The organism is Geodermatophilus saharensis (genome assembly GCF_900188205.1).
Taxonomy (GTDB): domain Bacteria; phylum Actinomycetota; class Actinomycetes; order Mycobacteriales; family Geodermatophilaceae; genus Geodermatophilus; species Geodermatophilus saharensis.
Window position 1 is genome coordinate 262,664 of sequence record NZ_FZOH01000005.1, and the last position, 26,795, is coordinate 289,458.

28 protein-coding genes and 1 other RNA gene are annotated in these 26,795 nt (G+C 73.9%); 21 read left to right on the forward strand and 8 right to left on the reverse strand.

Annotation, left to right across the window (positions count from 1 at the left end):
- Positions 1-528 precede the first annotated feature (528 nt).
- From CHC04_RS14635 to CHC04_RS14645, 3 genes are read left to right on the forward strand one after another with little or no spacing between them, the layout of a single operon-like run.
- The gene (locus CHC04_RS14635) at positions 529-2,373 is read left to right on the forward strand and encodes a glycosyltransferase family 2 protein (protein WP_089404673.1); all 1,845 of its coding nucleotides are present in this window, start codon (positions 529-531) and stop codon (positions 2,371-2,373) included.
- Complete coding sequence (locus tag CHC04_RS14640; RefSeq protein WP_089404674.1) at positions 2,370-4,358, forward strand: galactose oxidase early set domain-containing protein; 1,989 nt, start codon at positions 2,370-2,372, stop codon at positions 4,356-4,358. The genes CHC04_RS14635 and CHC04_RS14640 overlap by 4 nt, the downstream gene beginning before the upstream one ends.
- Positions 4,355-5,410 (forward strand): glycoside hydrolase family 6 protein, encoded by a 1,056-nt coding sequence (locus tag CHC04_RS14645; protein ID WP_217897378.1) that lies wholly within the window; start codon positions 4,355-4,357, stop codon positions 5,408-5,410. Before CHC04_RS14640 ends, CHC04_RS14645 begins: the two co-directional genes overlap by 4 nt.
- A gap of 15 nt (positions 5,411-5,425) precedes the next feature.
- Here the strand turns inward: CHC04_RS14645 and CHC04_RS14650 are convergent, their stop codons facing one another.
- The 3 genes from CHC04_RS14650 to CHC04_RS14660 form a co-directional block, all read right to left on the reverse strand.
- Positions 5,426-5,653 carry a hypothetical protein gene (locus CHC04_RS14650; RefSeq protein WP_089404676.1) on the reverse strand — a complete coding sequence of 76 codons (228 nt, stop codon included), beginning with the start codon at positions 5,651-5,653 and terminating at the stop codon, positions 5,426-5,428.
- A 131-nt stretch (positions 5,654-5,784) separates the two neighbouring features.
- Positions 5,785-5,973: a hypothetical protein gene (locus CHC04_RS14655; RefSeq protein ID WP_089404677.1), complete on the reverse strand. Its 189-nt coding sequence runs from the start codon at positions 5,971-5,973 to the stop codon at positions 5,785-5,787.
- Between the two features lie 417 nt (positions 5,974-6,390).
- Positions 6,391-6,627 carry a hypothetical protein gene (locus CHC04_RS14660; RefSeq protein ID WP_089404678.1) on the reverse strand — a complete coding sequence of 79 codons (237 nt, stop codon included), beginning with the start codon at positions 6,625-6,627 and terminating at the stop codon, positions 6,391-6,393.
- Between the two features lie 50 nt (positions 6,628-6,677).
- Here CHC04_RS14660 and cutA point away from each other — a divergent pair, with 50 nt between their 5' ends.
- Positions 6,678-7,049, forward strand: a complete 372-nt coding sequence (cutA, locus tag CHC04_RS14665) for a divalent-cation tolerance protein CutA (RefSeq protein ID WP_089404679.1) — start codon at positions 6,678-6,680, stop codon at positions 7,047-7,049.
- On the opposite strand, the gene CHC04_RS14670 is transcribed toward cutA, so the two are convergent.
- Positions 7,046-7,945: an NADP-dependent oxidoreductase gene (locus CHC04_RS14670; RefSeq protein ID WP_089404680.1), complete on the reverse strand. Its 900-nt coding sequence runs from the start codon at positions 7,943-7,945 to the stop codon at positions 7,046-7,048. The genes cutA and CHC04_RS14670 overlap by 4 nt on opposite strands.
- An 81-nt stretch (positions 7,946-8,026) precedes the next feature.
- On the reverse strand, positions 8,027-8,314 hold the full coding sequence (locus tag CHC04_RS14675; protein ID WP_089404681.1) for a DUF6343 family protein: 288 nt from the start codon (positions 8,312-8,314) through the stop codon (positions 8,027-8,029).
- 62 nt (positions 8,315-8,376) lie between these two features.
- Here CHC04_RS14675 and CHC04_RS14680 point away from each other — a divergent pair, with 62 nt between their 5' ends.
- From CHC04_RS14680 to ssrA, 15 genes are all read left to right on the forward strand, one after another.
- Complete coding sequence (locus CHC04_RS14680; protein ID WP_089404682.1) at positions 8,377-8,796, forward strand: hypothetical protein; 420 nt, start codon at positions 8,377-8,379, stop codon at positions 8,794-8,796.
- A 48-nt stretch (positions 8,797-8,844) separates the two neighbouring features.
- Positions 8,845-9,957: a peptide chain release factor 2 gene (gene prfB, locus CHC04_RS14685; protein WP_089404683.1), complete on the forward strand. Its 1,113-nt coding sequence runs from the start codon at positions 8,845-8,847 to the stop codon at positions 9,955-9,957.
- 136 nt (positions 9,958-10,093) lie between these two features.
- Complete coding sequence (gene ftsE, locus CHC04_RS14690; protein ID WP_089404684.1) at positions 10,094-10,783, forward strand: cell division ATP-binding protein FtsE; 690 nt, start codon at positions 10,094-10,096, stop codon at positions 10,781-10,783.
- Positions 10,784-10,829: 46 nt separating this feature from the next.
- Positions 10,830-11,714 (forward strand): permease-like cell division protein FtsX, encoded by an 885-nt coding sequence (ftsX, locus tag CHC04_RS14695; RefSeq protein ID WP_089404685.1) that lies wholly within the window; start codon positions 10,830-10,832, stop codon positions 11,712-11,714.
- A 54-nt stretch (positions 11,715-11,768) separates the two neighbouring features.
- Complete coding sequence (locus CHC04_RS14700) at positions 11,769-12,818, forward strand: acyl-CoA dehydrogenase (RefSeq protein ID WP_089404686.1); 1,050 nt, start codon at positions 11,769-11,771, stop codon at positions 12,816-12,818.
- A 9-nt stretch (positions 12,819-12,827) separates the two neighbouring features.
- The gene (gene smpB / locus CHC04_RS14705) at positions 12,828-13,304 is read left to right on the forward strand and encodes an SsrA-binding protein SmpB (RefSeq protein ID WP_089404687.1); all 477 of its coding nucleotides are present in this window, start codon (positions 12,828-12,830) and stop codon (positions 13,302-13,304) included.
- Positions 13,304-14,227: an NADP-dependent oxidoreductase gene (locus CHC04_RS14710; protein WP_089404688.1), complete on the forward strand. Its 924-nt coding sequence runs from the start codon at positions 13,304-13,306 to the stop codon at positions 14,225-14,227. Before smpB ends, CHC04_RS14710 begins: the two co-directional genes overlap by 1 nt.
- Positions 14,224-15,117, forward strand: a complete 894-nt coding sequence (locus CHC04_RS14715) for an amidohydrolase family protein (protein ID WP_089404689.1) — start codon at positions 14,224-14,226, stop codon at positions 15,115-15,117. Before CHC04_RS14710 ends, CHC04_RS14715 begins: the two co-directional genes overlap by 4 nt.
- Before the next feature lie 135 nt (positions 15,118-15,252).
- Positions 15,253-15,414, forward strand: coding sequence for a VOC family protein (locus tag CHC04_RS24235; RefSeq protein WP_245817233.1), 162 nt, complete (start codon positions 15,253-15,255; stop codon positions 15,412-15,414).
- A 43-nt stretch (positions 15,415-15,457) separates the two neighbouring features.
- Positions 15,458-16,483: a GNAT family N-acetyltransferase gene (locus tag CHC04_RS14720; protein WP_089404690.1), complete on the forward strand. Its 1,026-nt coding sequence runs from the start codon at positions 15,458-15,460 to the stop codon at positions 16,481-16,483.
- A gap of 10 nt (positions 16,484-16,493) precedes the next feature.
- The gene (locus CHC04_RS14725; RefSeq protein ID WP_176450021.1) at positions 16,494-17,378 is read left to right on the forward strand and encodes an SCO6745 family protein; all 885 of its coding nucleotides are present in this window, start codon (positions 16,494-16,496) and stop codon (positions 17,376-17,378) included.
- A complete protein-coding gene (locus tag CHC04_RS14730; RefSeq protein ID WP_089404691.1) occupies positions 17,375-17,908 on the forward strand; it encodes a carboxymuconolactone decarboxylase family protein in 534 nt (177 codons plus the stop codon). The genes CHC04_RS14725 and CHC04_RS14730 overlap by 4 nt, the downstream gene beginning before the upstream one ends.
- A 46-nt stretch (positions 17,909-17,954) precedes the next feature.
- On the forward strand, positions 17,955-19,568 hold the full coding sequence (locus CHC04_RS14735; RefSeq protein ID WP_089404692.1) for an SLC13 family permease: 1,614 nt from the start codon (positions 17,955-17,957) through the stop codon (positions 19,566-19,568).
- A gap of 268 nt (positions 19,569-19,836) precedes the next feature.
- Positions 19,837-20,976 carry a magnesium and cobalt transport protein CorA gene (locus CHC04_RS14740; RefSeq protein ID WP_089404693.1) on the forward strand — a complete coding sequence of 380 codons (1,140 nt, stop codon included), beginning with the start codon at positions 19,837-19,839 and terminating at the stop codon, positions 20,974-20,976.
- Positions 20,977-21,126: 150 nt separating this feature from the next.
- Positions 21,127-21,500, forward strand: a transfer-messenger RNA (tmRNA) gene (ssrA, locus tag CHC04_RS14745).
- Between the two features lie 154 nt (positions 21,501-21,654).
- Here ssrA and CHC04_RS14750 read toward each other — a convergent pair.
- Positions 21,655-22,311, reverse strand: a complete 657-nt coding sequence (locus CHC04_RS14750) for a response regulator transcription factor (protein ID WP_089404694.1) — start codon at positions 22,309-22,311, stop codon at positions 21,655-21,657.
- Entirely contained in the window at positions 22,308-23,441 is a 1,134-nt protein-coding gene (locus CHC04_RS14755) for a sensor histidine kinase (protein WP_089404695.1), read from the reverse strand. The genes CHC04_RS14750 and CHC04_RS14755 overlap by 4 nt, the downstream gene beginning before the upstream one ends.
- Positions 23,442-23,630: 189 nt before the next feature.
- On the opposite strand from CHC04_RS14755, the gene CHC04_RS14760 reads away from it, so the two are divergent.
- A complete protein-coding gene (locus CHC04_RS14760; protein ID WP_089404774.1) occupies positions 23,631-24,110 on the forward strand; it encodes a DUF6326 family protein in 480 nt (159 codons plus the stop codon).
- A 321-nt stretch (positions 24,111-24,431) separates the two neighbouring features.
- Positions 24,432-25,499 (forward strand): alpha/beta fold hydrolase, encoded by a 1,068-nt coding sequence (locus CHC04_RS14765; protein ID WP_089404696.1) that lies wholly within the window; start codon positions 24,432-24,434, stop codon positions 25,497-25,499.
- Positions 25,500-25,540: 41 nt separating this feature from the next.
- Here the strand turns inward: CHC04_RS14765 and CHC04_RS14770 are convergent, their stop codons facing one another.
- Complete coding sequence (locus CHC04_RS14770; RefSeq protein ID WP_141233818.1) at positions 25,541-26,677, reverse strand: VldE C-terminal domain-containing protein; 1,137 nt, start codon at positions 26,675-26,677, stop codon at positions 25,541-25,543.
- Positions 26,678-26,795: the final 118 nt, after the last annotated feature.

Sequence of the window (26,795 nt, forward strand, 5' to 3'; positions counted from 1 at the left end):
ACTGCTCGGTCCCGGTGGCCGATGCTGGGGTGACTCCGGACCTGACAGGGGATGGGGCCCTTCTCGTACCGGAAAGTGACGAGAGACACTCTCGTGATCCCTGCAACGATCACCAAGAGTGATGACATCCCACCGGTTCGTGCTTGACACCCCGCGTTGGACGTGTCGCCGTCCAGGTTCCCCCGATCGGTACAGCGCCTGACGATCGCCCGTGCTTACCGTGCGTCAGGCACCCGGCCGGGTGCCGACCGAGAGGAACCGATCGGCTCCCCCCGATCCCGCGCACCGGCGCGCGGGTGCGGAGACGGACCGCCGGGACCTGCCGCGACAGCGGCGGCGTCCGGCCGGCCCCGTCCCGCGGGTCCTCCGTCCTCGCCTGTCCACCGGCGGCGCGCACCCGCGTGCGCGCCGTTCCGCTCGACTGTCGAATGGGTTCCGCCTTGCTCGTAACCGCTCTGCCCTGCCGCGCGCCGTCGGCCCTGCCGGTCGCCTCCCGGGAAGGAGGCAGCCTCCCGGTCACGTCCCGGCGTGGCTGACCGCACTCCCCAGGCGACCTACCCCTACGCCGACTTCAGCGAGCTCGCCGGTCCGCTGCAGGAGCCGACGCCGGACAGCCGCGTCCGGTTCCGCCCGGTCACCCGCGGCGGCGCGCGCCTGCGCGCCTGGCTGCTGGTGTCCACGGCCCTGCTGTGCGAGGTCGCGTTCCTGGCCTTCCTGCTGCGGCCGGCCAACCACCCCGAGTTCTCGCAGGACTGGCAGTCCTTCCTGGCCATGGCGCTGATCGGCAGCATCGCGATCATCGAGGGCCTGCGCCTGGTGAACGTCTGCACCCTGGCCGTGGCCACGCTCAACGCCCGCGACCCGGTGCCGGTCGTCCCCCTGACCGGTCAGCGGCTGGCGTTCATCACCACGATCGTGCCGGGCAAGGAGCCGATCGAGATGGTGCGCCGGACGCTGGAGGCCGCCGTCCAGGTCCGGTACGAGGGCACCTTCCACGTCTGGTTGCTCGACGAGGGCGACGACCCCGCCGTCCGCGCCCTGTGCGCCGAGCTCGGCGTCCGCCACTTCAGCCGGGCCGGCGTGCCCCGGTGGAACCAGAGCTCGGGCCCGCACAAGGCGCGCACCAAGCACGGCAACTACAACGCCTGGCTCGAGGCACACGGCGACGAGTACGACTTCTGGGTGTCGGTGGACACCGACCACGTGCCGATGCCCAACATGGCCGAGCGGCTGATGGGCTACTTCCACGACCCGGACGTCGCCTTCGTCGTCGGCCCGCAGGTCTACGGCAACTACGACAACTTCGTCACCCGCGCCGCGGAGTCCCAGCAGTACCTGTTCCACAGCGTCCTGCAGCGGGCGGCCAACCGGTCGAGCAGCGCGATGTTCGTGGGCACCAACAACGCCGTGCGGATCGCGGCGCTGCGGGCCGTCGGCGGACTGCAGGACTCCATCACCGAGGACGCCGCGACCAGCCTCGTCTGGCACGCCGGCCGCAACCCGCGGACCGGCGCCCCGTGGAAGTCGGTCTACACCCCCGACGTCCTGGCGGTGGGCGAGGGCCCGAGCACCTGGCGGGACTACTTCACCCAGCAGGGCCGCTGGGCCCGCGGCACCGACGAGGTCGTGCTGCGGCGCTTCTGGCGGCTGGCCCCCCGGCTGTCGTTCCGCCGGCTGACCCACTACGCGCTGCTGATGTCGTACTACCCGGCGGCCGCTATCAGCTGGGTGCTCGGCATCGGCAACCTCCTCGCCTACCTGCTGACCGGCGTCGCGGGCCTGCTGGTGTCCGCGCAGCTGTGGCTGGTGCTCTACGTCAACGCCGCGGTGCTGCAGGTCGCCGTCTACTTCTGGAACCGCAAGCACAACGTCAGCCCGCACGAGGAGGAGGGCTCCTCGGGGGTCAGCGGCATGGCCATCTCGGTGATGTCGGCGCCGCTGTACGTCAGCGCCCTCCTCGCCGCCGTGCGCAACCGCAGCACCGGCTTCCACGTCACCCGCAAGGGCGCGGTCGCCGGTGACCGGCTGGGCGTGTTCGGCCGGCACCTGGGCTGGGCCGCCGTGGTGGCCGCCGCGCTGGTGGCCTCGCAGCTGCTCGGCCACACGCACGCCGCCATCCGGATCTGGGCCGTGCTGAGCCTGGTCATGTCGCTGCTGCCGGTGGCGATCTGGAGCGCCGGGCGCCGGCGCGCCCGGCAGAGCGCCCCGGCACCCGCCGCGACCGCGCCCGCCGTGCCCGCCCCGTCCCTGCCCGTCCCGTCCCGGCCGGTCCTCGCCGCACCCGACGTCGTCCCGGCTCCGGCCGCGCCGGCCGTCCGGTTCGTGCGCAACCGGCTGGTCGACGTCCCCCAGACCCAGGAGAGCACCCGATGACCCGACGCATGCCGCGCCGCACGCGCCGGTTGCGCAACGCCGCGCTGATCGCCGCCACGGTGGGCGGGCTGGTGGCCGCCAACGGCCCGGTCGTGACCGCCGTCGCCGCGGACGTCTACACCGACTTCCAGCGCAGCCGCCCGGAGTACAAGGCCCAGTACGGGTCGTGGGAGACCATCGAGCTGCCCGAGGAGTACCGGGGCCAGGCCGTGCACGCCGCCCTGCTGTACACCGGCGACGTCCTGCTCATCGCCGGGTCGGGCAACGACGCCGAGAACTTCGAGGCCGGCACCTTCCGGACCATCCTGTGGGACCCGGTGAGCGGGGAGGCCGAGGAGATCCCGACCCCGGAGGACCTGTTCTGCTCCGGGCACGCCTACCTGCCCAACGGCAACCTGCTGGTGGCCGGCGGCACGCGGGACTACGAGGTCCTCGCCGACGACGTCACGCACGCCGCCGGTGTGCTCACCGTCAAGAACGAGCGCCTCGACGAGTCGGTCACCCTGCCCGCCGGCACCCGGTTCACCGCCCGCGGCAACGCCTACACGACAGCGGAGGAGGTCACCGTCCCGCCCGCGCACCTCATGGCCGACGGCAGCTCCATGGCCGGCGAGCAGGAGGTGTGGATCGAGGCCGAGGAGGAGGGCGAGGGCCCCGTCGTCACCGGCGGCCAGCAGTTCCAGGTCGAGGAGTTCAGCGCCGAGGAGCGGTCCACGCTCTACGGCCAGGGCGACACCATCACCCTCGACAAGCAGAACTACACCGGGCTGGACGCCTCCTACGAGTACGACGTCGCCAGCGAGAGCTACCGCCCGACCGGGCGGCTGACCGAGTCGCGCTGGTACCCGACGCTGGTCGGCACGGGGGACGGCGGCGTGCTGGCCGTCTCCGGCCTCGACGAGTTCGGCCAGGTCGTCGACGGCGACAACGAGGTCTACGACCCGGCCACCCGCACCTGGGCGAACCGGCCGGAGCTCGAGCGGTACTTCCCGACCTACCCCGCGCTGTTCCGCCTCGCCGACGGCCACCGGCTCTTCTACAGCGGCTCCAACACCGGCTACGGGCCGGCCGAGGCGGGCCGCCAGCCCGGCATCTGGGACCTGGCCGACAACGGCTGGCAGGACGTCGAGGGCCTGCGCGACCCCGAGTTCAACGAGACCAGCACCTCGTTCATGCTCGCCCCCGCGCAGGACCAGCGGGTGGCGATCGTCGGTGGCGGCGGCGTCGGGGACAGCGAGGAGTCCACGGCCCGCTTCGACGTCGTCGACCTCAGCGAGGCCGAGCCCCGCTACCAGCCGGCCGGCGTCGACTACCCGAGCCCGGCGCGCTACATCAACGCGGTCACGCTGCCCGACGACACCACCCTGCTCACCGGCGGCTCGGTCGGCTACCGCGGCAACTCCCAGAGCGACCTGCACCTGACGACGCGGTACGACCCGCACAGCGGCCACCTGCAGGACGCGGCACCCAACGAGGTCGGCCGCAACTACCACGCGACGGCGCTGCTGCTGCCCGACGGGCGGGTCATGACCATGGGCTCGGACCCGCTGTTCTCCGACGAGGACAACACCATCCCCGGCCGGTTCGAGACGCGCATCGAGATCTACTCCCCGCCCTACCTGTTCGCCGGGGAGCGGCCGGCCATCACCGACGCCCCGCAGGAGGTCACCCGGGGCAGCGGCTTCACCGTCGCCACCGAGGGCGGCGGCGTCGCCGAGGCCCGGCTGCTGCGCCCCAGCGCCGTCACGCACCAGACCGACACCGAGCAGCGGTCGATCGCGCTGGACGTGTCCTGCCCGGGGGAGGAGGCACCGGCGCCGGCCGCCTCGGGTGACGGGCACTGCCCGGACGGCTGCTGCGGCGGCGGGACGGTCGAGCTGAGCGTCCCCGAGGAGGAAGGCCTGACGCCGTCGGGCTGGTACATGTTGGTCGTGCTCGACGACCACGGCGTCCCGTCGCCGGCGCGATGGGTGCACGTGGGATGACCGCGGGCACCGCCCGCCGGCGGTCGCTGCGGACCGCGGTGCTGGCCGTCGTGGCCGGCACCGCGGTCGCCTGCGGCGGCAGCGGCACGACGGATCCCGCGGACCCCACCGGCACCGCCGCGCCGGAGGAGGAGGGCGCGAGCCGCCTGGCGGGGGAGGAGCTCTGGCTCAACCCCGAGGGCCACGGCCCCGTCGCCGTCGAGCAGGCCCGGGCCGAGGGGCGCACCGAGGACGCCGAGGCGCTCGCCCCGCTGGCCGAGCAGCCGACCGCCACCTGGTTCGCCACGAACGACAACCCCTACCCCGCGGTGGAGGAGGTGTCGCTGGCCGCCGACGCGGCCGGGGAGCTGCCGGTCCTGGTGGCCTACAACGTGCCGGGGCGCGACTGCGGCCTGTACTCCAGCGGCGGCGCCCCCGACGCCGACGCCTACCTCGCCTGGATCGGCAGCTTCGCCGCGGCCCTCGGCGACCGCCCCGCGGTGGTCGTGCTGGAGCCCGACGCCGTTCCGCAGGCCCTGGTCGGCTGCCCGGGCGTGGACGCCGCGGCGCGCTACGAGGTGCTCGCCCAGGCCGTGGACATCCTCGACCGGCAGCCGGGCGCGCGCGTCTACGTCGACGCCGGCAACGCCAGCTGGGTCCAGGACCTGCCGGCGCTCGCCGACGCCCTGCGCCGCAGCGGCATCGACGCGGCCGACGGGTTCGCCCTCAACGTCTCCAACTACGAGACGACCGAGGCCAGCACCGAGTACGGCACCGAGCTGTCCCGCGTGCTGGAGGACGGCGCCCCCGAGGGGACACCGCCCGCCCACTTCGTCGTCGACACCAGTCGCAACGGCGCCGGCCCGCCGGAGGACAGCGGCAGCGAGGAGGGCCGCTGGTGCAACCCGCCGGGGCGGGCGCTCGGCGAGGAGCCGACGACCTCCACCGACGTCCCCCGGCTCGACGCGCTGCTGTGGGTCAAGCAGCCCGGCGACTCCGACGGCACCTGCGGCGGCGGGCCCCCGGCGGGCCAGTGGTGGCCCGAGGCGGCCCTGGAGCTGGTGGCCGGCTGACCGCCGGCCGGTGCGTCAGTCGCCCCAGGGGATGTAGTTCGAACCGCCGCCGAGGGCGGTGAGCACGAGCATGCCGGTGAAGGCGATCACGATGAACGCCACCACGACGGCGAACAGCAGCCAGCGGCGGTCCTCGATGCCGGGCTTCTCGCTGTCCTCCGGGGCGTGGGGTGCGTCCTCCACCCGCGTGGCCGGTGGGGGTTCCTCGGCCGCGGCGGGCGGCCGGTCGACGGGAACGGTCATGACGACTCCCTGACGTGGGCGTCCCGGGCGCCGGGTGATCGGCGTCCGGGGACGACGCTAGGACGGTCACGGGTCGCCGGAACGGGTCGGAGGTCCCTGGTCCGAGGGCCCGAGGACACGCCCCCTGCAGGTCAGCGGGCGGTGCCCGGCTGCCGCCACTGGCTGGCCCGCTCGCCGTGCGCGGCCCGCTCGACGGTCCCGGTGAGCCGGCGGTCGCGCCTGCCCTCGCTCCGGGCGGCGAGCAGCCGGCCAGATGCCGGGGGAGGTGGCGGAGTGCTCGCCGGCCAGGCCCGCACCGACGAGCCGATCGTCCCGGTCACCCAGGAGACGGTCGGCTCGGCGAGGATCCCGTGCGGGTGGACGCGTCCTCGACCATCTGCCGCTCCTCGGCGGTGAGGTCGGCGGCCAGGGAGTCGAGGTGGGTCCACGGGTGCTCCCGCTCACGTGCAGCCCGAACCGCCCGGCGGGGGTGTCCACGTCGGCGCCGTGGTCCCAGCCGGGGGCCAGGCTGCCGGTCCACCGCGTGCGGGCCAGGCGGTCGCGCAGGTCTGCGAGGACGGCGTCGTCGACCGCGACGGCGCAGGGACGCGTGGCCACGGTCGACTTCTGCCCAGGACGTGGGAGTGGCGTCCCCAGGGGGGCGACTGGGGACGCCGTGCCGGAGCGTCGCAGGCCCGCGCGGGGCGGGGCCAATACCGACGGTGATGCACAGCCGGCATGGCCCGCGCCGGCCCGGGTCAGCCGCCGCGCTCGACCTCGGCCTGCACGATGCCGCCGATCGCCGTCTGCAGGGCGGGGTTGGTGGTGTCGCCCTCGGCGAGCGCGGCGCGGGCGTCCTCCGACAGCAGCGCCGGGTCGACGTCGTCGAGCCAGGCCACCTCGCCGCCGACGCGGCGGCCCACCTGCAGCCCCTCGGTGCCCTGGCGGAGGACGTACTGGTCGCCGTCGATGTCGATCGTCAGGTCGTCGCTCATGGGCGGCCCCTACCCCGCGCGCCCCCGTGCACGCCCCGCAGGATGGGCGTGTGGACACCGAGGTGGTCGAGGTCGTCGTCACCGGGCCGGACGCCGGCTGGCTGGCCGGCTACACCCGGACGCTGGTGGAGGAGCGGCTGGCCGCCTGCGGGCACCAGCTCACCGCGATCCGCTCGGTGTACCGCTGGGAGGGGGCGGTGCACGACGACCCGGAGGCCCGCGTGGCGCTGCACACCCGCCGCTCACTGGTCCCGGCGCTGGTCGCCCGCACCCGCGAGCTGCACCCCTACGACGTGCCGTGCGTCCTCGCCGTGCCGGTCGTCGGCGGTGACCCCGACTACCTGCGCTGGGTGCTCACCGAGACCCGCGAGCCCGAGACCCGCGAGCCCGAGACCCGCGAGCCCGAGACCGGCGATCCCTAGGGCGTCAGCACCAGCTTGCCGCGCACGTGTCCCTCGCGGCTGCGCCGCAGCGCCTCGGCGGACCGCTCGAGGGGGTAGGTGCCGGCGACCGGCAGCCGCAGCCGGCCGTCGGCCGCCAGCCGCGCGACCTCGGCCAGCCGGGGCGCGGCGCCCTCGCTGCTGGTGGTCACCTGCACGCCGAGGTCACCGGCGCCGAAGTCGGCGACGGTGACCACCCTGCCGGGATCGCCGGTCAGCGCGACCAGGTCGCGCACCGAGCCGCGGCCCGCGGTGTCGACGGCGCCGTCCACCCCGCCGGGGACCAGTTCGCGCACCCGGTCGGGCAGGCCCTCGCCGTAGGGGGTGTGCAGCGCGCCGAGGGACCGGACGTAGTCGGCGTTGGCCGGCGAGGAGGTGCCGACGACCCGCAGCCCCCGGCTGACGGCGACCTGCACGGTGGCACCGCCCACCCCGCCGCTGGCGCCGTCGACGACGACGGTGGCGCCCTCGGGCAGCCCGAGCAGGTCCAGCACGCGGACGGCGGTCTCCCCGGCGACGCCGAGCCCGGCGGCCTCCTCGAGGCCGGTGCCCGCCGGGACGGGCGCCCAGGCGGTGAGGACGGCGTGCTCGGCGGCGGTGGCGCGGCCCAGCCCGAACACCGCGTCGCCGACCCGCACGCCGGTCACGCCCTCGCCGACCTCGTCGACCACCCCGGCGGCGTCGAAGCCGGGCACGGCCGGCCCGTCCGGCGCGGCGCCGCGGGCCATCAGGCCGGTGACCTGCTTCCAGTCGATCGGGTTGACGCTCGCGGCGCGCACGGCCACGCGGACCCGGCCCGGCCCGGCGTGCGGCTCGTCGACCTCCCCGACGCCCACGACCTCGGGCTCCCCGTACTCCGTGTACACGACGGCGCGCATCGGCGTGCTCCTCCCGGACGGCGGTGACGTGCGGCTGCAACCGCCGTGACCGCCGACACCTTCCGCCGACACCTTCCGCCGTCATCCCGGCTCGCCGCGCAGCTTGCGCCGGGCCACCACGACTAGGTCGACCAGCGCCACCGCGGCGAGGACGAACAGGAGCACCGCCGGCCAGGCCGGCAGGTCGGTGCCCAGCCACAGGATCCCGAACACCGTGCAGGTGACCAGCCCGAACGTGGCCAGCACCAGTCGCAAGGTCAGCGCCGACTGCGCCGGCGCCGCGCCGCCGATGCCCGCCGTCGGGTCGTGGTGGTCGGGCAGGCCGCGCTCGTAGTCCGCGCGGGTGCGCTTCCGGCGGGGCTCGCTCATGCCACCCGGGCTACCCGACGGCGCCCCCGGCCACCCGGCGGGCCGCTGCGAGGATGGCGGGCGTGACCCCGGCTGCCCGCGACACCCCCGCCGTCCTGCGCGACCTCGGCGCCGCCCTGCTCGGCGCGGTGCCGGCCGGCGCGGCGCGGGCCAAGTACCGCGCCACGGTGGTCGGGGACGTCCGCCGCGACGAACTCGTGGCCGACGCCGGCGACGGGCGGCCGGTGCCGGTGGCGGTGCCCGACGCGGTCCGGGCCGCCGTCGAGGAGCTCAAGCGGGTCATGTGGACGCCGGAGCGCGGCACCTGGCTGCAGACCGAGATGGTCCTCGACCGGTCCACCGGCCGGCTGCTGCCCCTGTTCAACGGCGACGCCGAGCCCGCCGGCCCGCCGCTGCCGCGCGCGGCGCTGCTCGCCGAGCTGCGCGACTTCCCCCGCCCGCCCGGCGCCGTCCCGGGGTGGATGGCCGAGCGGACCGGCTGACCGCGCCGCCCGGCCCCCCGGCCCGCGGGCGCACTACCCTGGATCGACGTGGCCGCAGACTTCTCCGTCGTCCTCGACGAACTCGACACGACCCTCAGGAGCATCGAGTCCGTCCTCGACGTCGACCGGCTGCGCCGGGAGGTCGCCGACCTCGAGCAGCAGGCCGCCGCGCCCGACCTGTGGAACGACGTGGAGGCCGCGCAGGCGCTGACCTCCCGGCTGTCCTACCTGCAGGGCGACCTGCGCCGGGTCGAGGAGCTGCGCAGCCGGCTCGATGACGTCGGCCTGCTGCACGAGATGGCGGCGGAGGAGGACGACGCGGACACCACGGCCGAGGCCGAGCGGGAGCTGGAGAGCCTGCGCAAGGCGATCGACGAGCTCGAGGTCCGCACGCTGCTCAACGGCGAGTACGACTCCCGCGAGGCGCTGGTGACCATCCGCTCGGAAGCCGGCGGGGTCGACGCCGCGGACTTCGCCGAGATGCTCATGCGGATGTACCTGCGCTGGGCCGAGCGGCACAAGTACGCCGTCGAGGTCTACGACACCAGCTACGCGGAGGAGGCCGGCATCAAGTCGGCCACCTTCGCCGTCAAGCAGCCCTACGCCTACGGCACCCTGTCGGTCGAGCAGGGCACCCACCGGCTGGTGCGCATCTCGCCCTTCGACAACCAGGGCCGCCGGCAGACGTCGTTCGCCGGGGTGGAGGTGCTGCCCGTCGTCGAGCAGACCGACCACGTCGACATCCCGGAGAACGAGATCCGCATCGACGTCTTCCGCTCCTCGGGGCCCGGCGGGCAGAGCGTCAACACCACCGACTCCGCCGTCCGGATCACCCACCTGCCCACCGGCATCGTCGTCTCCTGCCAGAACGAGAAGAGCCAGATCCAGAACCGGGCCGCGGCGATGCGCGTGCTGCAGGCGCGGCTGCTGGCCAAGCGGCAGGAGGAGCAGCGGGCGGCCATGGACGCGCTCAAGGGCGAGGGCTCCAGCTGGGGCAACCAGATGCGCTCCTACGTGCTGCACCCGTACCAGATGGTCAAGGACCTGCGCACCGAGCAGGAGACCGGCAACACCGCGGCCGTGCTCGACGGCGACATCGACTCCTTCATCGAGGCCGGCATCCGGTGGCGCCGGCAGCAGGAGAGCGTGTCGGCCGGCTGAGCGTCGCCTCGGTCACACCGCGGCGCGGTTGGCGGGGCGATCCCGCTGGGTAGCAGGGCAGGTCGCCGAACCGCTCCCGGTGCGTCTCGGTGCGAACCGACCAGAGTGCGGCTCCGGACAGGTACCGTGGCCCCTCGTGATCGAATTGCAACACGTCACCAAGCTCTACCCGGCCAGCCCCCGGCCGGCCCTCGATGACGTGACGACGGAGATCGACAAGGGGGAGTTCGTCTTCCTCATCGGCTCCTCGGGCTCCGGCAAGTCGACGTTCCTCCGGCTGCTGCTCAAGGAGGACGACCCGACCCGCGGGACGATCACCGTCAACGGCAAAACGCTCAACGGCATGAGCAAGTGGCAGGTGCCCAAGCTCCGCCGGACGATGGGCTGCGTCTTCCAGGACTTCCGCCTGCTGCGCAACCGCACGGTGGCGGAGAACGTGGCCTTCGCCCTCGAGGTCATCAACAAGCCGCACCGCACCATCAAGCGCGTCGTCCCCGAGGTGCTGGAGATGGTCGGCCTCGACGGCAAGGCCAACCGGCTGCCGCACGAGCTCTCCGGCGGTGAGCAGCAGCGGGTGGCCATCGCCCGCGCCTTCGTCAACCGGCCGCTGGTGCTGCTCGCCGACGAGCCCACCGGCAACCTCGACCCGGAGACCAGCGAGGGGATCATGCTGCTGCTGGAGCGGATCAACCGCACCGGCACCACCGTGATCATGGCGACGCACGACTACCACATCGTCGACTCCATGCGCCGCCGCGTCATCGAGCTCAACGGGGGCCAGATCACCCGCGACCAGTCGCGCGGCGTCTACGGCGTCGGCCGCTGACCGCTGGTCGCCCCCGCCACCTCCTGCACCTCACGACAGGGAACCCATGCGCGTCAACTTCGTCCTCTCCGAGGTGGCCACCGGGCTGCGTCGCAACCTGACCATGACGGTCGCGATGATCCTGACCACGGCCATCTCGCTCGGTCTCATGGGGACCGGCCTGCTCATCGCCGGGATGATCTCCGACATGAAGGAGATCTACTACGACAAGGTGCAGGTCTCCATCTTCCTGGCCGACGACGTCACCGACGAGCAGCGCAGCGCCATCGAGACCCAGCTCGCCGACTCGCCGGAGGTGGCCACCTACCTCTACGAGTCCAAGGAGGAGGCCTACGAGCGCTTCCGGCAGCAGTTCTCCCAGCAGCCCGAGCTGGTCGAGAACACCCCGCCGGACGCGCTGCCGGAGAGCTTCCGCGTGGAGCTGGTCAACCCCGAGCGCTACGAGGTCATCGCCGCGGAGTTCCCCAACGGGCAGAACGGCGTCGACCAGGTGCGCGACGAGGGCGACTTCCTCGACCGGTTGTTCAGCCTGCTCAACGGCGCCCGCAACGCGACGATCGCCGTGGCGGTGGTGCAGGCGCTGGCGGCCCTGCTGCTGATCTCCAACACGATCCAGCTCGCGGCGTTCAACCGGCGCAACGAGACCAACATCATGCGGCTGGTCGGCGCCTCGCGCTGGTACACCCAGCTGCCGTTCATCCTCGAGGCGGCGCTGGCCGGGCTCATCGGCGCGATGCTCGCCGTCGGCGGGCTGGTGCTGACCAAGGTGCTCTTCGTCGACAAGACGCTGGCCGGGCCGATCAAGGCGGGGATCATCCCGCCGGTCGACTGGAGCGCGATCGCCACGATCAGCCCGATCATCGCCGGTGCCGGGGTGGGCCTGGCCGCCGTCGCCGCGTACGTGACCCTGCGCCTCTACGTCCGGCTGTAGCCGGCTCCCGCCCCTCCCGTCGCGGCCGGAGCCCGGGGCGGGTAGGAAGCGGGCATGACGACGGCCGACGTCAGCGGGATCCACGAGCAGGCGGCAGCGGGGGCGGGGGACGTCGACGCCGGGCGCGCCGACGTCCGCCTGCACCTGCGGCGGCTGGGTGGCGTCGGTGCTTTCGGCACGGACGACGACGACCCGACCGAGGGGCTGCTGACCGCGGTGCGGATGGTCCGCCGGCTGGCGTCGGTGTCGCTGGCCACCGCCTTCGCCGCCTGGTCGCAGCGGATGGTGCTGGAGTACCTGCGCGCCTCCGCGCGGGCCGAGCCGCTCGACGGCCTGGTCGACGGCCTGCGCGCCGGCACCGTCCCCGGCGCCAGCGCGATGGCCCCCGCGCTGGCCGACCTGGCCGGCACCGGCACGCTGCCGGTCACCGCCACCCGCGACGGCGACGGCTGGCGGCTGTCGGGCACGGTCACCTGGGCGTCGAACCTCTTCGACGACGCCGTCGTGGTCACCCCGGTGCGCACCTCCGAGGAGGGGCGGCTGGTGGTGTGCCTGCGCCGCACCGACGCCGGCGTGACCCCCACCGAGCTCTACGACCTGCTGGGCCTCAACGGCACCGGCACCGGCGGGCTGGGGCTCGACGGGGTCGCCGTCGGCCCGGGGCACGTGCTCAGCGACGACCTCGCCTCCTTCGTGGCCGTCTGCCGCCCGGCGATGGTGCTGCTGCAGACCGCGATGGCCGTCGGCGTGACCGACGCCGCGCTGACCGCCTCCACCGAGCACCGGCCGGCCGTCCTGCGCCCCGACGGCGACGCCCTGGGCGAGCGGCGCGACGACGTCGTCCGCCGGCTGGAGGACCTCGCCGGTGACCGGGTCGGCGTGCACCCCGGCGACCTCGCCCGGCTGCGGCTGGCCGCCCTCGACCTCGCCGCCGACGCGGTGCGGTTCGAGTCGGCGGTGGCCGGGGGATCGGGCTACCTGGCCGGCAGCGACACCGCCCGCCGGGTGCGCGAGGTGGCGTTCCTGCCGGTGCAGGCGCCCACGTACGCGCAGCTGCGCCGGGAGGTCGCGGTGGCCGAGGGCGGGCGGGCACCGGCCCGGTAACCTGGGAGGATGCCGCGGGAACAGGGGCGCAAGCTCATCGCCCAGAACAAGAAGGCGCGGCACGACTACTCGATCCTCGACACCTACGAGGTCGGCCTGGTGCTCACCGGCACCGAGGTGAAGAGCCTGCGCGCCGGCCGGGCGTCGCTGGTCGACGGCTTCGCCACCGTCGACGGCGGCGAGGTGTGGCTGCAGCACGTGCACATCCCCGAGTACACGCAGGGCACCTGGACCAACCACGCCCCGCGCCGCAAGCGCAAGGTGCTCATGCACCGCGAGGAGATCGACAAGCTGATCGGCAAGACCCGCGAGGGCGGCCTGACGCTCGTGCCGCTGGACCTGTACTTCAAGGACGGCAAGGTCAAGGCCACCCTGGCGCTGGCCAAGGGCAAGAAGTCCTACGACAAGCGGCACGACCTGGCCGAGCGGGACTCCCGCCGGGAGATCCAGAAGGCGTTCGGCCGGTACGTCAAGGGCCGCCGCTGATGCGGGGCGTCGCCTACGACCGGTTCGGCTCCTCGGCGGTCCTGTCGCTGCGCGAGGACCTGCCCGACCCGCCGGTCGGGCCCGACACCGTGCTGGTGCGGGCGCACGCCGCCGGGGTCAACCCGGTCGACGTCGGCATCCGCGAGGGGCACCTGGCCGGGGCCTTCCCGCACCACTTCCCGATCGTGCCGGGCTGGGACCTCGCCGGCACCGTCGAGGCCGTCGGCCCCGCGGTCGTCGACCTCGCGCCCGGTGACGAGGTGTTCGGCTACCTGCGCCGCGACGACGTGCAGTGGGGCACCACCGCCGAGCTCGTGCCCGCTCCGCAGCGCTGCGTGGCGCGCAGGCCGGGCTCGCTGTCGTTCGCCGAGGCCGGCGCGCTGCCGCTGGCCGGGCTGACCGCCTACCAGGCGCTCACCGAGGCCCTCGACGTCGGCGAGGGCGACCGGGTGCTGGTGCACCGGGCCGCCGGCGGGGTCGGGTTCTTCGCCGTGCAGATCGCCGTCGCGCTCGGCGCGCACGTGATCGGCACGGCGAGCCCGCGCAACCACGGCTTCCTGCGCGACGCCGGCGCCGCCGAGGTGCTCGACCACGCGGCCGGCCCGGTCAGCGGGCAGCTGTCCGAGCCGGTCGACGCCGTCCTCGACCTCGTCGGCGGCGACACGCTGGCCGACGCGCCGCGGCAGGTGCGCGACGTCTCCCGCATCGCCAGCGTCGTCGACCCGGCGGTCAACGGGATGGGCGGGCGCTACGTGTTCGTCCGGCCCGAGCGGCACGACCTCGAGGAGCTCGGCCGGATGGCCGACGCCGGGCAGCTGCGGGTGTCGATCGCGCGGGCGTTCCCGCTGGAGCGCACCGCCGAGGCCCAGGACCTCGTGGCCGGCGGCCGGGTCCGCGGCAAGGTCGTCGTCACGCTGCGATGAGCGTGCCCCCGCCGGTCGACGACGCCGACGTCCCGCGGTTCTGGCGGGAGCTGGGCCTGCCCGGCCTGGTCGACGTGCACGTGCACTTCCTGCCGCCGCGGGTGCAGGCCAAGGTGTGGGGCTACTTCGAGGCCGCGCGGGAGCACTACGGCACCGACTGGCCGGTGCGGTACGCGCTGCCCGAGGACGAGCGGCTGGCCGTGCTCGGCGGACTCGGCGTGCGGGCGTTCCCCACGCTGCCCTACCCGCACAAGGCGGGGATGGCCGCCTGGCTCAACGACTGGTCGGCCGCGTTCGCCGACGCCCATCCGCAGGTGCTGTCCTCGGCCACGTTCTTCCCCGAGCCCGAGGCGCCCCACTACGTGGCCGAGGCGCTGCACCGCGGAGCCCGGGTGTTCAAGGTGCACGTGCAGGTGGGTGGCTTCGACCCGCGCCACCCGCTGCTGGAGCCGGTGTGGTCGCGGCTGGAGGAGACAGGGACGCCGGTGGTCGTCCACTGCGGCTCCGGTCCGCTGCGCGGCGAGCACACCGGCCCCGGGCCGGCGGCCGGTCTGCTCGAGCGCCACCCCGGGCTGCGGCTGGTCGTCGCCCACCTCGGGATGCCCGAGTACCGCGAGTTCCTCGACCTCGCCGAGCGGTACGAGCACGTGCACCTGGACACCACCATGTTCGCCACCGGGTTCACCGAGCGGCTCATGCCCTTCGACCGGGCGCTGCGGCCGCGGCTGGGTGCGCTACGCGAGAAGGTGCTGCTGGGCAGCGACTTCCCGTCCATCCCGTACCCCTACGCCGAGCAGCTCGCTGCGCTCGCCGGCCTCGACCTCGGCGAGGACTGGCTGCGCGCGGTGCTGCACGACAACGGCGCCCGGCTGTTCGCCCTGGAGGACTGAGTGCCCGCCGCCCGCCTCACCGCCGCCGTCCTCGGCACCCCGGACCGGCAGGGCCTGGCCCGCTCCTGACGGTCGTTGCTCGATCAGTCGCTCCGTGCGGCCCGACTGCAGGGGCCCGCCGCGGGCCTGCGAGTGGTGGGGGACCTCGACCTGGAGGTCGACGACCTCGAGGCGGCCTGTGCGCTGGCCGAGGAGGCCGGCGCCCGCCCGCTCGGCGGGCACGAGGACGAGCAGGAGGTGGTGCGCGTCCACGCCGATCCCGCCGGGCACCCGTTCTGCCTGTTGGCCCGCCGGTAATGCGGTCGCGGCCGGGGGAGGGACCGGCCTAGCGTCGTCGCCCGTGTCCGACTCGCCCGTGCCCGACTCGCCCGTGCCCGACGTGACCGGCCTGCCCGAGGGCCTCACCGCCCGACCGCTCACCCTCGACGACGCCGACGCCGCCGCGGGGCTGCTCGCGGCGGCCGAGGCGCTCGACGGCACCGGGGAGCACGAGGACGCCGACGACCTCACCGAGTGGTGGGGCAACGACGTGGTGGACCTGCGGCGCGACGGGCGGGCGGTGGTGACGGCGGAGGGCCGGCTGGCCGGCTGGGCGACGTCGATCGCCTCCCGGGGCGGCCGCGACGCCCTCCGCGTCTGGTCCGAGGGCCGGGTGCACCCGGAGTTCCGCGGCCGCGGTGTCGGCCGGGCGCTGGTGGACTGGCAGGTGCGCCGCGGCACCGAGCAGCACGCCGACCTCGCGCCCGCGGGGCTGCCCGGCCGGCTGGTCGCCTCGGTGTGGCCCACCATGACGTCGCTGGAGTCGCTGCTGCGGCGCAGCGGCTTCGAGGTCGAGCGGCTGTTCGCCGCGATGGAGCGGCCACTGACCGACCTGCCCGCCGTGCCCGCGCCGCCCGGGGTGGAGATCGTCCCCTTCGACCGGGACCGCGACGACGAGGTCCGGCGGGCGCACAACGTCTCCTTCACCGCCCACCACGGCTCCAGCGAGCGCGACGAGCAGGCCTGGCGCACCTGGTTCACCGGGCGGGAGGCGTTCCGCCCCGACCTGTCGGTGCTGGCCCTCGCCGACGGCGCGGTCACCGGCTACGCGCTGGCCTACGTGTACGAGGCGGACACCCGCGCGACCGGCGTCCGCACCTCCCACCTGGGCCAGATCGGCGTGCTCCCCGCGGCCCGCGGTCGGGGCGTCGCGTCGGCGGTCGTCGCCGCCGCGCTGGCCGCCGCCGTGGAAGGCGGCTGCGGGCGGGCGGCGCTCGACGTCGACACGGAGAACACCACCGGCGCCTTCGCGCTCTACGAGCGCCTCGGCTTCCGCGTCGCTCGCACCTACTCCTCCTGGGCCTACCCGGTGCCGCCGCTGGCCTAGGGTCGCCGGCATGGTCAGCGCCGATGCCACCGCGCCCGCTCTCGACCCGGCCGTCGTCGGCCGGGCGTACCGCTCCCTCGCGCCGCTGCACGACCACGTGTACTTCGTGCCCGAGACCGAGCAGCACCTCACGGCCGTCGGCCTGCGCCCGGGCCGGATGGTCTACTTCGCCGGCCGCGCGGCCCCGATGGGCGCCGTCGGCCCGGGGGTGGTGACGGCGACGTTCTCCAACTTCTCCCCGGCGATCGTGGCCCGGCACGTGCCGCGGGCGTGGACGCTGGCCACCCCGGAGCAGGTCGTCGCGGCCCGGCTCACCGCCGCCCGCGCCTCGCTGACCCGGCTGCTCGGGGGGGAGGAGGCCGCGGCCGCGCCGGAGGTCGCCGAGCTCGCCGACCTGCTGGCCGAGGCGTGCTCCGTGCTCCCCGCCGAGGGCCGGCCGCTCTACGCCGGCCACGCCGACCTCCCCTGGCCGGAGGACCCGGTCGGCCGCCTCTGGCACGCCGCGACGCTGCTGCGCGAGTGGCGCGGCGACGGGCACGTGGCCGTGCTGGTGCGCGCCGACCTGTCCGGGCTGGAGGCGCTGCTCACCCACACCGCCACCGGTCGCGGCTTCTCACCCGCCGCCGCGAAGGCCACGCGCGGCTGGACCGACGAGGAGTGGGACGCGGGCCTGGCCCGCCTCGCCGCCCGCGGCCTGCTCGACGGCGAGCAGCTCACCGACGCCGGGCGCCGGCTGCGGGCCGACGTCGAGGCCGAGACCGACGCGCTGTCGACCGCGCCGTGGGCCCACCTGGGGCCCGAACGCACCGGTCGCGTCGTCGAGCTGGGCAAGCGGCTGTCGACCGCCGTCGTCGGCAACGGCGCCTATCCCTCCGGCGTCCTCGCCGGCCGGTGACCTCCCGGCTCCCGGAGGCGCCGGCCGACGGCCCGACCGCCGACCTGCTGCGCGCCCGCCGGCAGGGCGTCCTGACCACCCTCGACCGGCTGCTGCTGCACAGCCCGCCGGTGGCCGAGGGCTGGAACGCGCTGCTCGGCGCGCTGCGCCGCGGCACCACGCTCCCCGGGGACCTGCGCGAGCTGGTGGTGCTGCGGGTCGCCGCGCTCGCCGGCGCGGCCTTCGCGTGGGCCGCCCACGAGCCGATCGCCCGCGACGCCGGGCTCACCGACCAGCACCTGGCGGCCCTGCGCGCCGCCGACGCCGGCGCCGACGACGGGTGGACGCCGGTGCAGGCCGCCGTCCTCGCCTTCACCGACGCCTCGGCCCGCGCCGTCACCGTGCCCGACGACGTCTTCGACGCCGTGCGCGCCCACCTCGACGACCGGCAGGTGGTGGAGCTCGCCGTCCTGGTCGGCGGGTACGGGATGGTGACCCGCTTCCTCGTGGCCCTGCAGGTACCGCCGCCGGGCGGTGCGGTCCCCGGCTGAGCGGTAGCTTCCCGTGGTGTAGGTCACACCCGTCGGGGGAGTCGTCATGGCCACCATCGAGCGTCCGGGCGGGCCCGGGCAGCGCACCGACGTCGACGCCGCCTTCCGCGGCTCGGCCACCTACCGCAGCCTGGGGGAGCAGCGGCTCAGCCCGGCCGAGGAGCGCTTCGAGAAGGGACGGCGCACCGTCGGGCTGTTCCTCGCCCCGGTCGTGACCATCGTCTTCGCGCTGCTGCCGCTGGACCTGCCGCGCGACCAGCACCTGCTGGCCGCCGTCCTGCTCGGCGTCATCGTCCTGTGGATCACCGAGCCGGTGCCCATCCCGATCGGCGGGCTCATCGGCGTCGGCGCCATCGCGGTGCTCGGCGTCGTGCCGGCCGACGACGCCGTCGGGCCGCTCGGGTCGACGACGGTGTTCACCTTCATCGGCGCGTTCATCCTGGCCGCGGCGATGCTCAAGCACGGCGTCGCACGGCGCTTCGCCATGGCGATCCTGTCGATGAGGTGGGTGGGCGCCTCCACCGCGCGGGTCGTCATCGCCTTCGGACTGATCACCGCGGTGCTCTCGGCGTTCGTCTCCAACACCGCCACCGTCGCGATGCTGCTGCCCACGGCGATCGGCATCCTCTCGGTGATCGCCAAGCTGATGCAGGACAAGGAGCTCGTGCCGCCGGACTTCGACCCGCTGCGGCTGCGGGTGGGCGTCGCGCTGATGCTGATGCTGGCCTACGGCGCGAGCGTGGGCGGGCTGATCACCCCGGTGGGGACGCCGCCGAACCTCATCGGCCGCGGGCTGATCGAGGAGGCGACGGGGGAGCGGATCGGTTTCCTCCAGTGGATGCTCATGGCGCTGCCGATCTGCGCGCTGATGTTCGTGGCGCTGGCGGGGGTCCTGCTGCTGCTCAACCGCCCGGAGATCAAGCGGATCGAGGGCGTGCACGAGTACGTGGCCCGCGAGCGTGCCCAGCTCGGCCCGGTCTCCCGGGCGGAGAAGAACACCCTGGTCGCCTTCGGCGTCACCGTCGCGCTGTGGATCTTCCCCGGCGTCATCGCGCTGACCGCCGGCACCGACTCCGACCTCTACACGACGATCAGCGACCGCATCGACGAGGGCATCGTCGCCGTCCTCGGCGCCTCGCTGCTGTTCCTGCTGCCCACCGACTGGAAGAGCCGGGAGTTCACCCTCAACTGGTCCGACGCGGCGAAGATCGACTGGGGCACGATCCTGCTGTTCGGCACCGGCATCATCTTCGGGTCGCTGCTGGCCGACACCGGTCTGGCCGAGACGATCGGCAACGCCTCGGCCGACACCCTCGGGCTGACCAGCACCTTCGCCATCACGGTGTTCGCGGTGATCCTCGCGATCATCATCTCGGAGACCACGTCGAACACCGCGTCCGCGGCGGTCGTGGTGCCGATCATCATCCCGGTGGCGGTGGCCGCGGGGATCAACCCGTTCGTGCCGGCGCTCGCCGCGACGTTCGCGGCGTCCTTCGGGTTCATGCTGCCGGTGTCCACGCCGCAGAACGCCATCGTCTACGGGTCCGGCGTCGTGCCGATCACGAAGATGATCCGGTCCGGGATCTCCTTCGACGTCCTCGGCGCGCTGCTGATCGTCCTGCTGCTGCCGCTGATGGTGGGCCTGGTCCTGGACGTGTGACCGGTCGTCTGACCGGTGGGTGAACGGAGGGGGAAGTCATCCCCTCCGGAGTGGGTCCGGGTGGCACCGCGTGTCACGATGGAGGACGGCCCGCGTGACGGCGGGCACCGGTCGACGGGAAGGGAGGGCAGCGCCGTGCGCAGCGAACCGCCCAGTCCCAGTCCCGAGGTCCTCCCCGCCTAGCTCCCGGCCGCCGCGCGTGCCGGGGCGCCGGTGCGTGGAGGGCCTCCGCTGAGTCCTGCCACCCAGCGTCCCCGGGAGCCCCGCCATGGCCGACCGTCGCCTCGCGCCCCTCACCGCCCTGTCCACCCTGGGCCGTCGCCCGCGCCCGCCGGTGCTGCGCCCCGCGCCGCCCGCGCCTGCGCCGGTGCCGCCGGTGCGCCAGTCGCGGCTGGTCGACAACGCCGTCTACGCCGGTGGCCGGCGCATCGCCACGCCGTCGTCGGCGGAGGAGAGCCACGACTGGCTCACCGAGGGCTTCGACGACCGGCTGGTGTGGCTGGGCCTCTACCGGCCCGAGCCCGCCGAGCTGGGGGAGCTCGCCGAGCAGTACGGGCTGCCCGAGCTGGCCGTCGAGGACGCCATCCAGGCCCACCAGCGGCCGAAGTTCGAGCGCTACGGCGACACGCTGTTCGTCGTCCTCAAGGCCGCCCGGTACCTCGACGCGACCGAGGAGGTGGAGTTCGGCGAGCTGCACCTGTTCCTCGGGCAGCAGTTCGCCGTCACCGTCCGGCACAGCGAGTCACCCGACCTGGCCCGCGTGCGGCGGCGGCTGGAGAGCGAGCCGGCGCTGCTGGCCAAGGGCAGCGAGGCGGTGCTCTACGCGATCCTCGACGCCGTCGTCGACGGGTACTCCCCGGTGGTCGCCGGCCTGGCCAACGACATCGACGAGATCGAGACCGAGGTCTTCCGCGGCGACCCGGGCGTCTCGCGGCGCATCTACGAGCTGTCGCAGGAGGTCCTGGAGTTCCAGCGGGCCGCGCAGCCGCTGACCGGCATCCTCGCCGCGATCACCGCCGGGTTCGACAAGTACGGCGTCGACGAGGACCTGCGCAGCTACCTGCGCGACGTCGCCGACCACGTCACCCAGGTCAACGAGCGCATCGAGGCGTTCCGGCTGCAGCTGCGCGACATCCTCACCGTGAACGCGACCCTCGTGGCGCAGCGGCAGAACGACGAGATCCGCGAGCTCACCGAGGCCTCGATCGCGCAGGGCGAGGAGGTCAAGAAGATCTCCGCGTGGGCGGCCATCCTGTTCGCCCCCACGCTGGTGGGCACGGTGTACGGGATGAACTTCGAGGACATGCCCGAGCTGTCGTGGCACCTGGGCTACCCGTTCGCGCTGGTGCTGATGCTGGGCGTCAGCCTGACCCTGTACGCGGTGTTCAAGCGCCGCGACTGGATCTGAGCTGCCGCTGCTGTTGATCATCGGATGCGTGCACGACGACACGCCGTCGCCCGGCGTGTCGAGCGGCACGCAGCCGATGATCGACGACTTCGGGTCGCGGGGGGAACAACGCGGTGGCCGCCCCGGTTAGGATGGGTGCACAACTACACAGGGGGTGAATGGTCTCGACTGCGGTCGGGTGACCAGGGGAAGCGAGCCGAGGAAGCCGACGATGAGCTCGTTAACCACGCGTCGGAACAACACAAGCGCCGACTCCAGTCGCGCTGACTTCGCTCTCGCTGCCTGAGTAGCTAGAGCGGGTCTGTCAGCCCGGGTTCGTCATCGACCCGGATCCTGGCATCAGCTAGATGACTGACCGTGTGCGCCGGTCGCGGGCGCACGCGGGACACCACACAGTGACTGGGCCCGTCATCCCGTCTCGTCCGTGAGATCGGGAGGGTCGAGCAGAGACGCAGCGGACTGCGCTCGGAGAAGCCCTGGTGATGCGTCGCAGGACGCGGGTTCGATTCCCGCCACCTCCACCCCACCCCTGGGGTCTCGGCGAGAGCCATGCCCCTGGTTGGCGAGAAGCCGGGGCCACCGCGGACAGCGGTGGCCCCGGCTTCGTCGTGTGCGGTCGTGGCGACCGAGCGCCTGGGACCGAGGCGATCCGACCTGCCGGGCGAGTGGGCTCACGCGTCAGGTGTCGACGCGGCCCGTCTCGTAGGCCCACATGACGATCTCCACGCGGTTGCGCGCACCGAGCTTGCGCATGAGAGCGGCGATGTGCGTCTTGACGGTGCTGAGGCTGATGGACAGCTCGTCGCCGATCTCGCCGTTGGTCCGCCCGCGAGCGGCAGCGAGCAAGACCTGTTCCTCCCGAGCGGTGAGCGCCTCGACGGGCTCGGGTGGCATCGACCGCGAGCGCCTGCTGGCGAAGGAGGACAGGAGCCGAGCCGTGATGCTCGGTGCGATCAGGGCGTCGCCACGGGCAGCGGCATGGACGGCCTGGGTGAGCATCTCCGTACCGGCGTCCTTGAGCAGGAAGCCGCGGGCGCCTGCCTTCAGCGCGCCGTAGACGTAATCGTCGAGGTCGAACGTGGTGATGACGACGACGGCCAGAGGATCGGCGACGTCGGGTCCGGCGAGCTGCCGAGTGGCCTCGATCCCGTCGACCTCGGGCATCCGGATGTCCAGCAGGCACACGTCGGGGCGTAGCGAACGAGCCATGGCGATGGCCCGCCGGCCGTCGGCGGCTTCGCCGACGACGGCGATGCCCGGTTGGGCGTCGAGGATCATGCAGAGCCCCGCCCTGACGATGTCCTGATCGTCAGCGACGAGTACGCGGATCGTCATGACGGGCGCACCGTCCGAGGAAGCGAGGCGTCGACGCTCCAGCCGCCGCCTGGGTCAGGTCCGGCCCGCAGGGTGCCCCCGAGCAAGCTCGCCCGCTCGGCCATGCCGCGCAGCCCGTACCCATCGTGCGAGGGGCTGGTCGTACCCGCCCCGCCGTCGTCGTGCACCCGCAGGTGCACCCGGCTGCGGCGGGTGGTGACGTCCACGCTGACGTGGGTGGCGCCCGAGGCGTGGCGGGTCGCATTGGTGACCGCTTCGGCGGCGATCAGGTAGAGAGCGGTGCTGACTGCTGGGTCGATGGCCTCGATGTCACCGGCGACCTGCACGCGGACGCCGGGCACCTCGCCGCCGGGGCGAGCGAGTTGTTCGACGTCCACCACCCCTCGCCGGGGGGCGAGATCGACGTCCGTTCCGTCACGCAGCACACCCACGAGGGCTCGCATCTCCGTGAGCGTCCGGGACGCCTCTTCTTCGATGGTGATCAGGGTGGCCAGCGCGCGCTCCGGATCTGCGGCCGACAGCGCGCGACCTGCCTGCGCCTGGACGGCGATGGCCGAGACGCGGTGGCCGACCGTGTCGTGCAGCTCGCGGGCGAGCTCGTTGCGCTGGCGCAGCCGCACCTGCTCGATCTCGCGGTCGTGGCTCCTGCTGCGGTAGCGCACTGCCGCGCCGAGCGCGGCCGAGAACAGGAAGAAGCCGTAGCCAGCGACCATCTCCGCGGGTGAGGCCGGGTTCGCGACGAGGGTGACGGGAAGCCAGACGAGGATGATGCCGAGCCCGAGGACGGCCTCGCGACCTGCCCCCCAGCGCAGCAGGGCGTAGGGCAGCACGAGCAGCGCTGCGATGCTCTGCAGGCCGGTGGCATCGATGGCCACGATCCTCGCGGTGTCGAAGGCGAGGACGGCTCCGAAGGCCACGGCGACCGCGGCCAGCGGCCGCGTGCGCCGCCACAGCAGGCACGCCGCGACGACGACGCTGACACCGACCACCACAGGCGCCCAGGCCCTGTCGTCGCGCAGCAGCATCTCGATGAGCGAGATCGCGACGAGACCCGAGAAGAGCGCCCAGTCCCGCCAGACCCGCACCGGCGGGCGCGGCGGGCGAGACTCAGCCCAGACCCCAGCAAGCATGTGCTCCCCCTCCCGGCCAACGTAGAGGGGCCGCCGCTCGGGTGGATCAGCCGAAAGTACTGCGGATGTCCCGTCCCCGCGGCCAGGACGGCTGGAGCCCGCAGGCGGATGTGGTGCCCGTCATCGCTGGTCATGGTGGAGACATCGACTGAGCCGAGCAGGCCAGCCCGCCAGCACACAGGAGAAGTGATGACCAGAAGCAGTACGACCGCCGGCGCACTCCAGGAAGCGCAGCTCCCGGTTCGAGCGAAGCTCGCAGCGGCCTGGGCCAGCTTCGTGTTCCTCTACATCTACGTCGACTACCTCCACCTGTACAAGCCCGGGAGCCTCGACGAGATCCTGGTCGGCGTCGTCCACGAGTTCGACACCGGCCCGACCTTCGTCGCCCTCGCGCTCACGCTCGTGGCCGTCCCGATCCTCATGATCCTGCTCTCGACGGCACTGCCCGCCCGTGTCAACCGCGCCACCAACCTCGTCGTGGCGGCGCTCTACATCCCGGTCTCGGTGTACAACGTGGCCGGCGAGGAGTCCTGGAGCTACTCCTACTTCTACGGCTTCTCCATCGGACTCGAGGTGCTCCTCCTGGCCTTCATCCTGCGAGCCGCATGGACGTGGCCCCGGGCTGCCCGAGCAACCGTGGAGGGCGCCCGCGTGCGAGCCCACGCGTGAACCCGGGCCATCCCGCCGTGGCCCGACGCTGCCTGCTGGTCGCCCGATCCGGTGGCGGCGGTGCACGTCATCCGCGGGCAGGGGCTCCGACGTAGGACGAGGGTGCCTCGCGGTGTGCAGACGTGGAGCGAGCCGTGTGCGAGGCAGGCGCAGGGACTCGGGAAGCGGGCAGTCCACCCACTGGCTTGCTTCTCGCCAGGATCGCACCAGCCCCCTCGTCGAGGGCCCCGCCCGGACTCCGGTCCGCGCGGGGCCCTCGCGCGTCGGCGGTCGACAGGCCAGAGTGACCGAGGTCACCGCCTGCCGAGACGAGGAGCTGCCGTGATCGAGAACCCCTTCTACACACCCGAGGTGCAGGGCGCCTACCACCTGCACTCGCTGGGCGGCTTCGACCTCGAGGAGGGCGGCCACATCCCCGACCTGCAGATGGCCTACGCCACGTACGGGGAACTCAACGAGGCCAAGGACAACGCGGTCCTCATCCCCACCTGGTTCAGCGGCACCCACGCCACCTGGGAGCAGGTCTACATCGGCCCGGGCCGCGCGCTGGACCCCTCCCGCTGGTTCATCGTGGTCGTCAACCAGATCGGCAACGGGCTGTGCACCTCCCCGCACAACGCCGACGGCGACATCGCGATGTCGGGGTTCCCGCACGTCCGCATCGGCGACGACGTCCGCGCGCAGCAGCAGCTGGCCGCGGAGCTGTTCGGCATCGAGCGGTGGGCGCTGGTCGTGGGCGGTTCCATGGGCGCCCAGCAGACCTACGAGTGGGCGGTGCGGTTCCCCGAGCGGGTGCTGCGCGCCGCGCCCATCGCCGGCACCGCGCAGAACACCCCGCACGACTTCCTGTTCACCCAGACGCTGATGGACGCCATCACCTCCGACCCCGGCTGGAACGGCGGTGAGTACCGCTCGCACACCGAGGTCGCCGACGGGCTGCGCCGGCACGCCGACATCTGGGCGGTGCTGGGGCTGTCGACCGAGTTCTGGAAGACCGAGTTCTGGCGGACCATCGAGCTGCCCGACGTCACGTGGTCGACGTTCGAGGAGTTCCAGGAGCGGTTCGTGCGGGCGGTCTTCCTCGCGATGGACCCCAACGCCCTGCTGAGCATGGCGTGGAAGTGGCAGCGCGGCGACGTCGCCCGGCACACCGGCGGCGACCTCGCCGCGGCGCTGGGCCGGATCACCGCGAAGACCTTCGTCATGCCGATCGACGAGGACATGTTCTTCCCGCCGCGCGACTGCGCCGCCGAGCAGGCCCTGGTCCCCGGCAGCGAGCTGCGGGTGCTGCCCAGCATCGCCGGCCACTTCGGGCTCTTCGGCTTCGAGAAGACCTACCTCGACGAGGTCGACCGCAACCTCGGCGAGCTCCTCGAGACCCCGGTCTGACGAACGGGGGGCGGCTCCCGGGCCAGGAGCCGCCCCGCCCGTCAGCCCCGCGACGGGGTCAGCCGCCGCGGCACGCAGGAGTTGGCCAGCTCGTCCCCGGTGAGCTGCGGATAGGTGGCGGCGCACCACGCCTCGACGTCGGCCCGGCCGCCGGCGCCGACGTCGACCACGGTCATCCAGAACGGGTCGCCGTCCACGGTGCGGGCGTTCCGGCCGAAGTCGGTGCCGTGCAGCGTGAGGACGGCGGCCGGGTCGCCCACCGTGGCCAGCGCGGCGCGGTTCTCGGCCAGGATGTCGACGGCGCGGAAGGTGTGCGTGCCGTTCTGCGCGGTCTGCAGCGGGTCGACGATCCCGACGTCCTTGGACGCCAGCTGGGCCACCCACCGGCCGTCGGTCGTCAGCCGGGCGAGCGACTCCTCCCGCAGCCCGGCGAGTTCGGCCAGCGCCCGCTCCTCGGCGCTGGCCGCCGGGGTGTCGGGCTGCTCCTGCGGCTGGGCCGCCGAGCCGGGACCGGGCGCCGGCTGCTCCTGGCCCGGGCCGCACGCGGGCGTCCCGGCCGGGCCGGGGTCGGGCGTGCACGGCCCCTGGTCCACCCGCGCCGTCGTCCCGGTCCACCAGGACGTCAGCCGCAGCGCGCCGGCCCACGACAGCGAGACGTGCACGTGGTCGGTGTGCGGGTTCGGCCCGGTGTAGGGCTGCCACCCGCCCCGGGAGGGCGACCAGATCTCCCGGTTCCAGATGACGTACATGACGCCGAGCCGGCGCGCGGCCCAGGCCCGCTCGCCGTCCGGGCCGGGTGCGGCCAGCCAGTCGAGGAAGGCCTGCGCCACCGCGGCCTCGGCCGGGGCGGTCGCGTCGAGCATCCAGTCGAGGGCGCGGCCCTCCTTGTGCTCGCTGGTCCCGCCGGCCGAGCAGTCGCGGGAGATGCCGACGCTGCCGGTGCCGTAGTGGTCGAGCAGCGCGTCGGCGAGGGCGCGGGTGCCGGGCTTGGCGGCGGGGTCGCAGACGGCCTGGGCGACGTAGGGAGCGGCCTCCTCGACGGGAGCCGGGGCCGGTGCCGGGGCGGCCGGACCGTCGAGGGCGGCCGAGGCTGGCGGAGGGAGCAGCAGCGTGGTGGCCAGGGCGGTGAGGGAGACGGCGAGGAGTGCGCGGCGGCGGGGGAGCAGGGTCGGACGCACGGCGTCCTCCACGGGTCGGAGCGGCCGGGGCGCCCATCCCACGGTGCCGGCGCTGCGGCGGTCCACCCTCTCCGCACCACCGGCGTTCCGGCACCGGCGTGTCCGGCGACCGGACGGC

Excerpts from the sequence above, each read along its gene's own strand:
- CHC04_RS14640 (WP_089404674.1), top strand. The coding sequence starts at position 2,370 with ATGACCCGACGCATGCCGCGCCGCACGCGCCGGTTGCGCAACGCCGCG.
- CHC04_RS14645 (WP_217897378.1), top strand. The coding sequence starts at position 4,355 with ATGACCGCGGGCACCGCCCGCCGGCGGTCGCTGCGGACCGCGGTGCTG.
- CHC04_RS14650 (WP_089404676.1), bottom strand. The coding sequence starts at position 5,653 with ATGACCGTTCCCGTCGACCGGCCGCCCGCCGCGGCCGAGGAACCCCCA.
- CHC04_RS14660 (WP_089404678.1), bottom strand. The coding sequence starts at position 6,627 with ATGAGCGACGACCTGACGATCGACATCGACGGCGACCAGTACGTCCTC.
- CHC04_RS14670 (WP_089404680.1), bottom strand. The coding sequence starts at position 7,945 with ATGCGCGCCGTCGTGTACACGGAGTACGGGGAGCCCGAGGTCGTGGGC.
- CHC04_RS14675 (WP_089404681.1), bottom strand. The coding sequence starts at position 8,314 with ATGAGCGAGCCCCGCCGGAAGCGCACCCGCGCGGACTACGAGCGCGGC.
- ftsX (WP_089404685.1), top strand. The coding sequence starts at position 10,830 with ATGCGCGTCAACTTCGTCCTCTCCGAGGTGGCCACCGGGCTGCGTCGC.
- CHC04_RS14700 (WP_089404686.1), top strand. The coding sequence starts at position 11,769 with ATGACGACGGCCGACGTCAGCGGGATCCACGAGCAGGCGGCAGCGGGG.
- smpB (WP_089404687.1), top strand. The coding sequence starts at position 12,828 with ATGCCGCGGGAACAGGGGCGCAAGCTCATCGCCCAGAACAAGAAGGCG.
- CHC04_RS14710 (WP_089404688.1), top strand. The coding sequence starts at position 13,304 with ATGCGGGGCGTCGCCTACGACCGGTTCGGCTCCTCGGCGGTCCTGTCG.
- CHC04_RS14715 (WP_089404689.1), top strand. The coding sequence starts at position 14,224 with ATGAGCGTGCCCCCGCCGGTCGACGACGCCGACGTCCCGCGGTTCTGG.
- CHC04_RS14725 (WP_176450021.1), top strand. The coding sequence starts at position 16,494 with ATGGTCAGCGCCGATGCCACCGCGCCCGCTCTCGACCCGGCCGTCGTC.
- CHC04_RS14735 (WP_089404692.1), top strand. The coding sequence starts at position 17,955 with ATGGCCACCATCGAGCGTCCGGGCGGGCCCGGGCAGCGCACCGACGTC.
- CHC04_RS14740 (WP_089404693.1), top strand. The coding sequence starts at position 19,837 with ATGGCCGACCGTCGCCTCGCGCCCCTCACCGCCCTGTCCACCCTGGGC.
- CHC04_RS14750 (WP_089404694.1), bottom strand. The coding sequence starts at position 22,311 with ATGACGATCCGCGTACTCGTCGCTGACGATCAGGACATCGTCAGGGCG.
- CHC04_RS14755 (WP_089404695.1), bottom strand. The coding sequence starts at position 23,441 with ATGCTTGCTGGGGTCTGGGCTGAGTCTCGCCCGCCGCGCCCGCCGGTG.
- CHC04_RS14760 (WP_089404774.1), top strand. The coding sequence starts at position 23,631 with ATGACCAGAAGCAGTACGACCGCCGGCGCACTCCAGGAAGCGCAGCTC.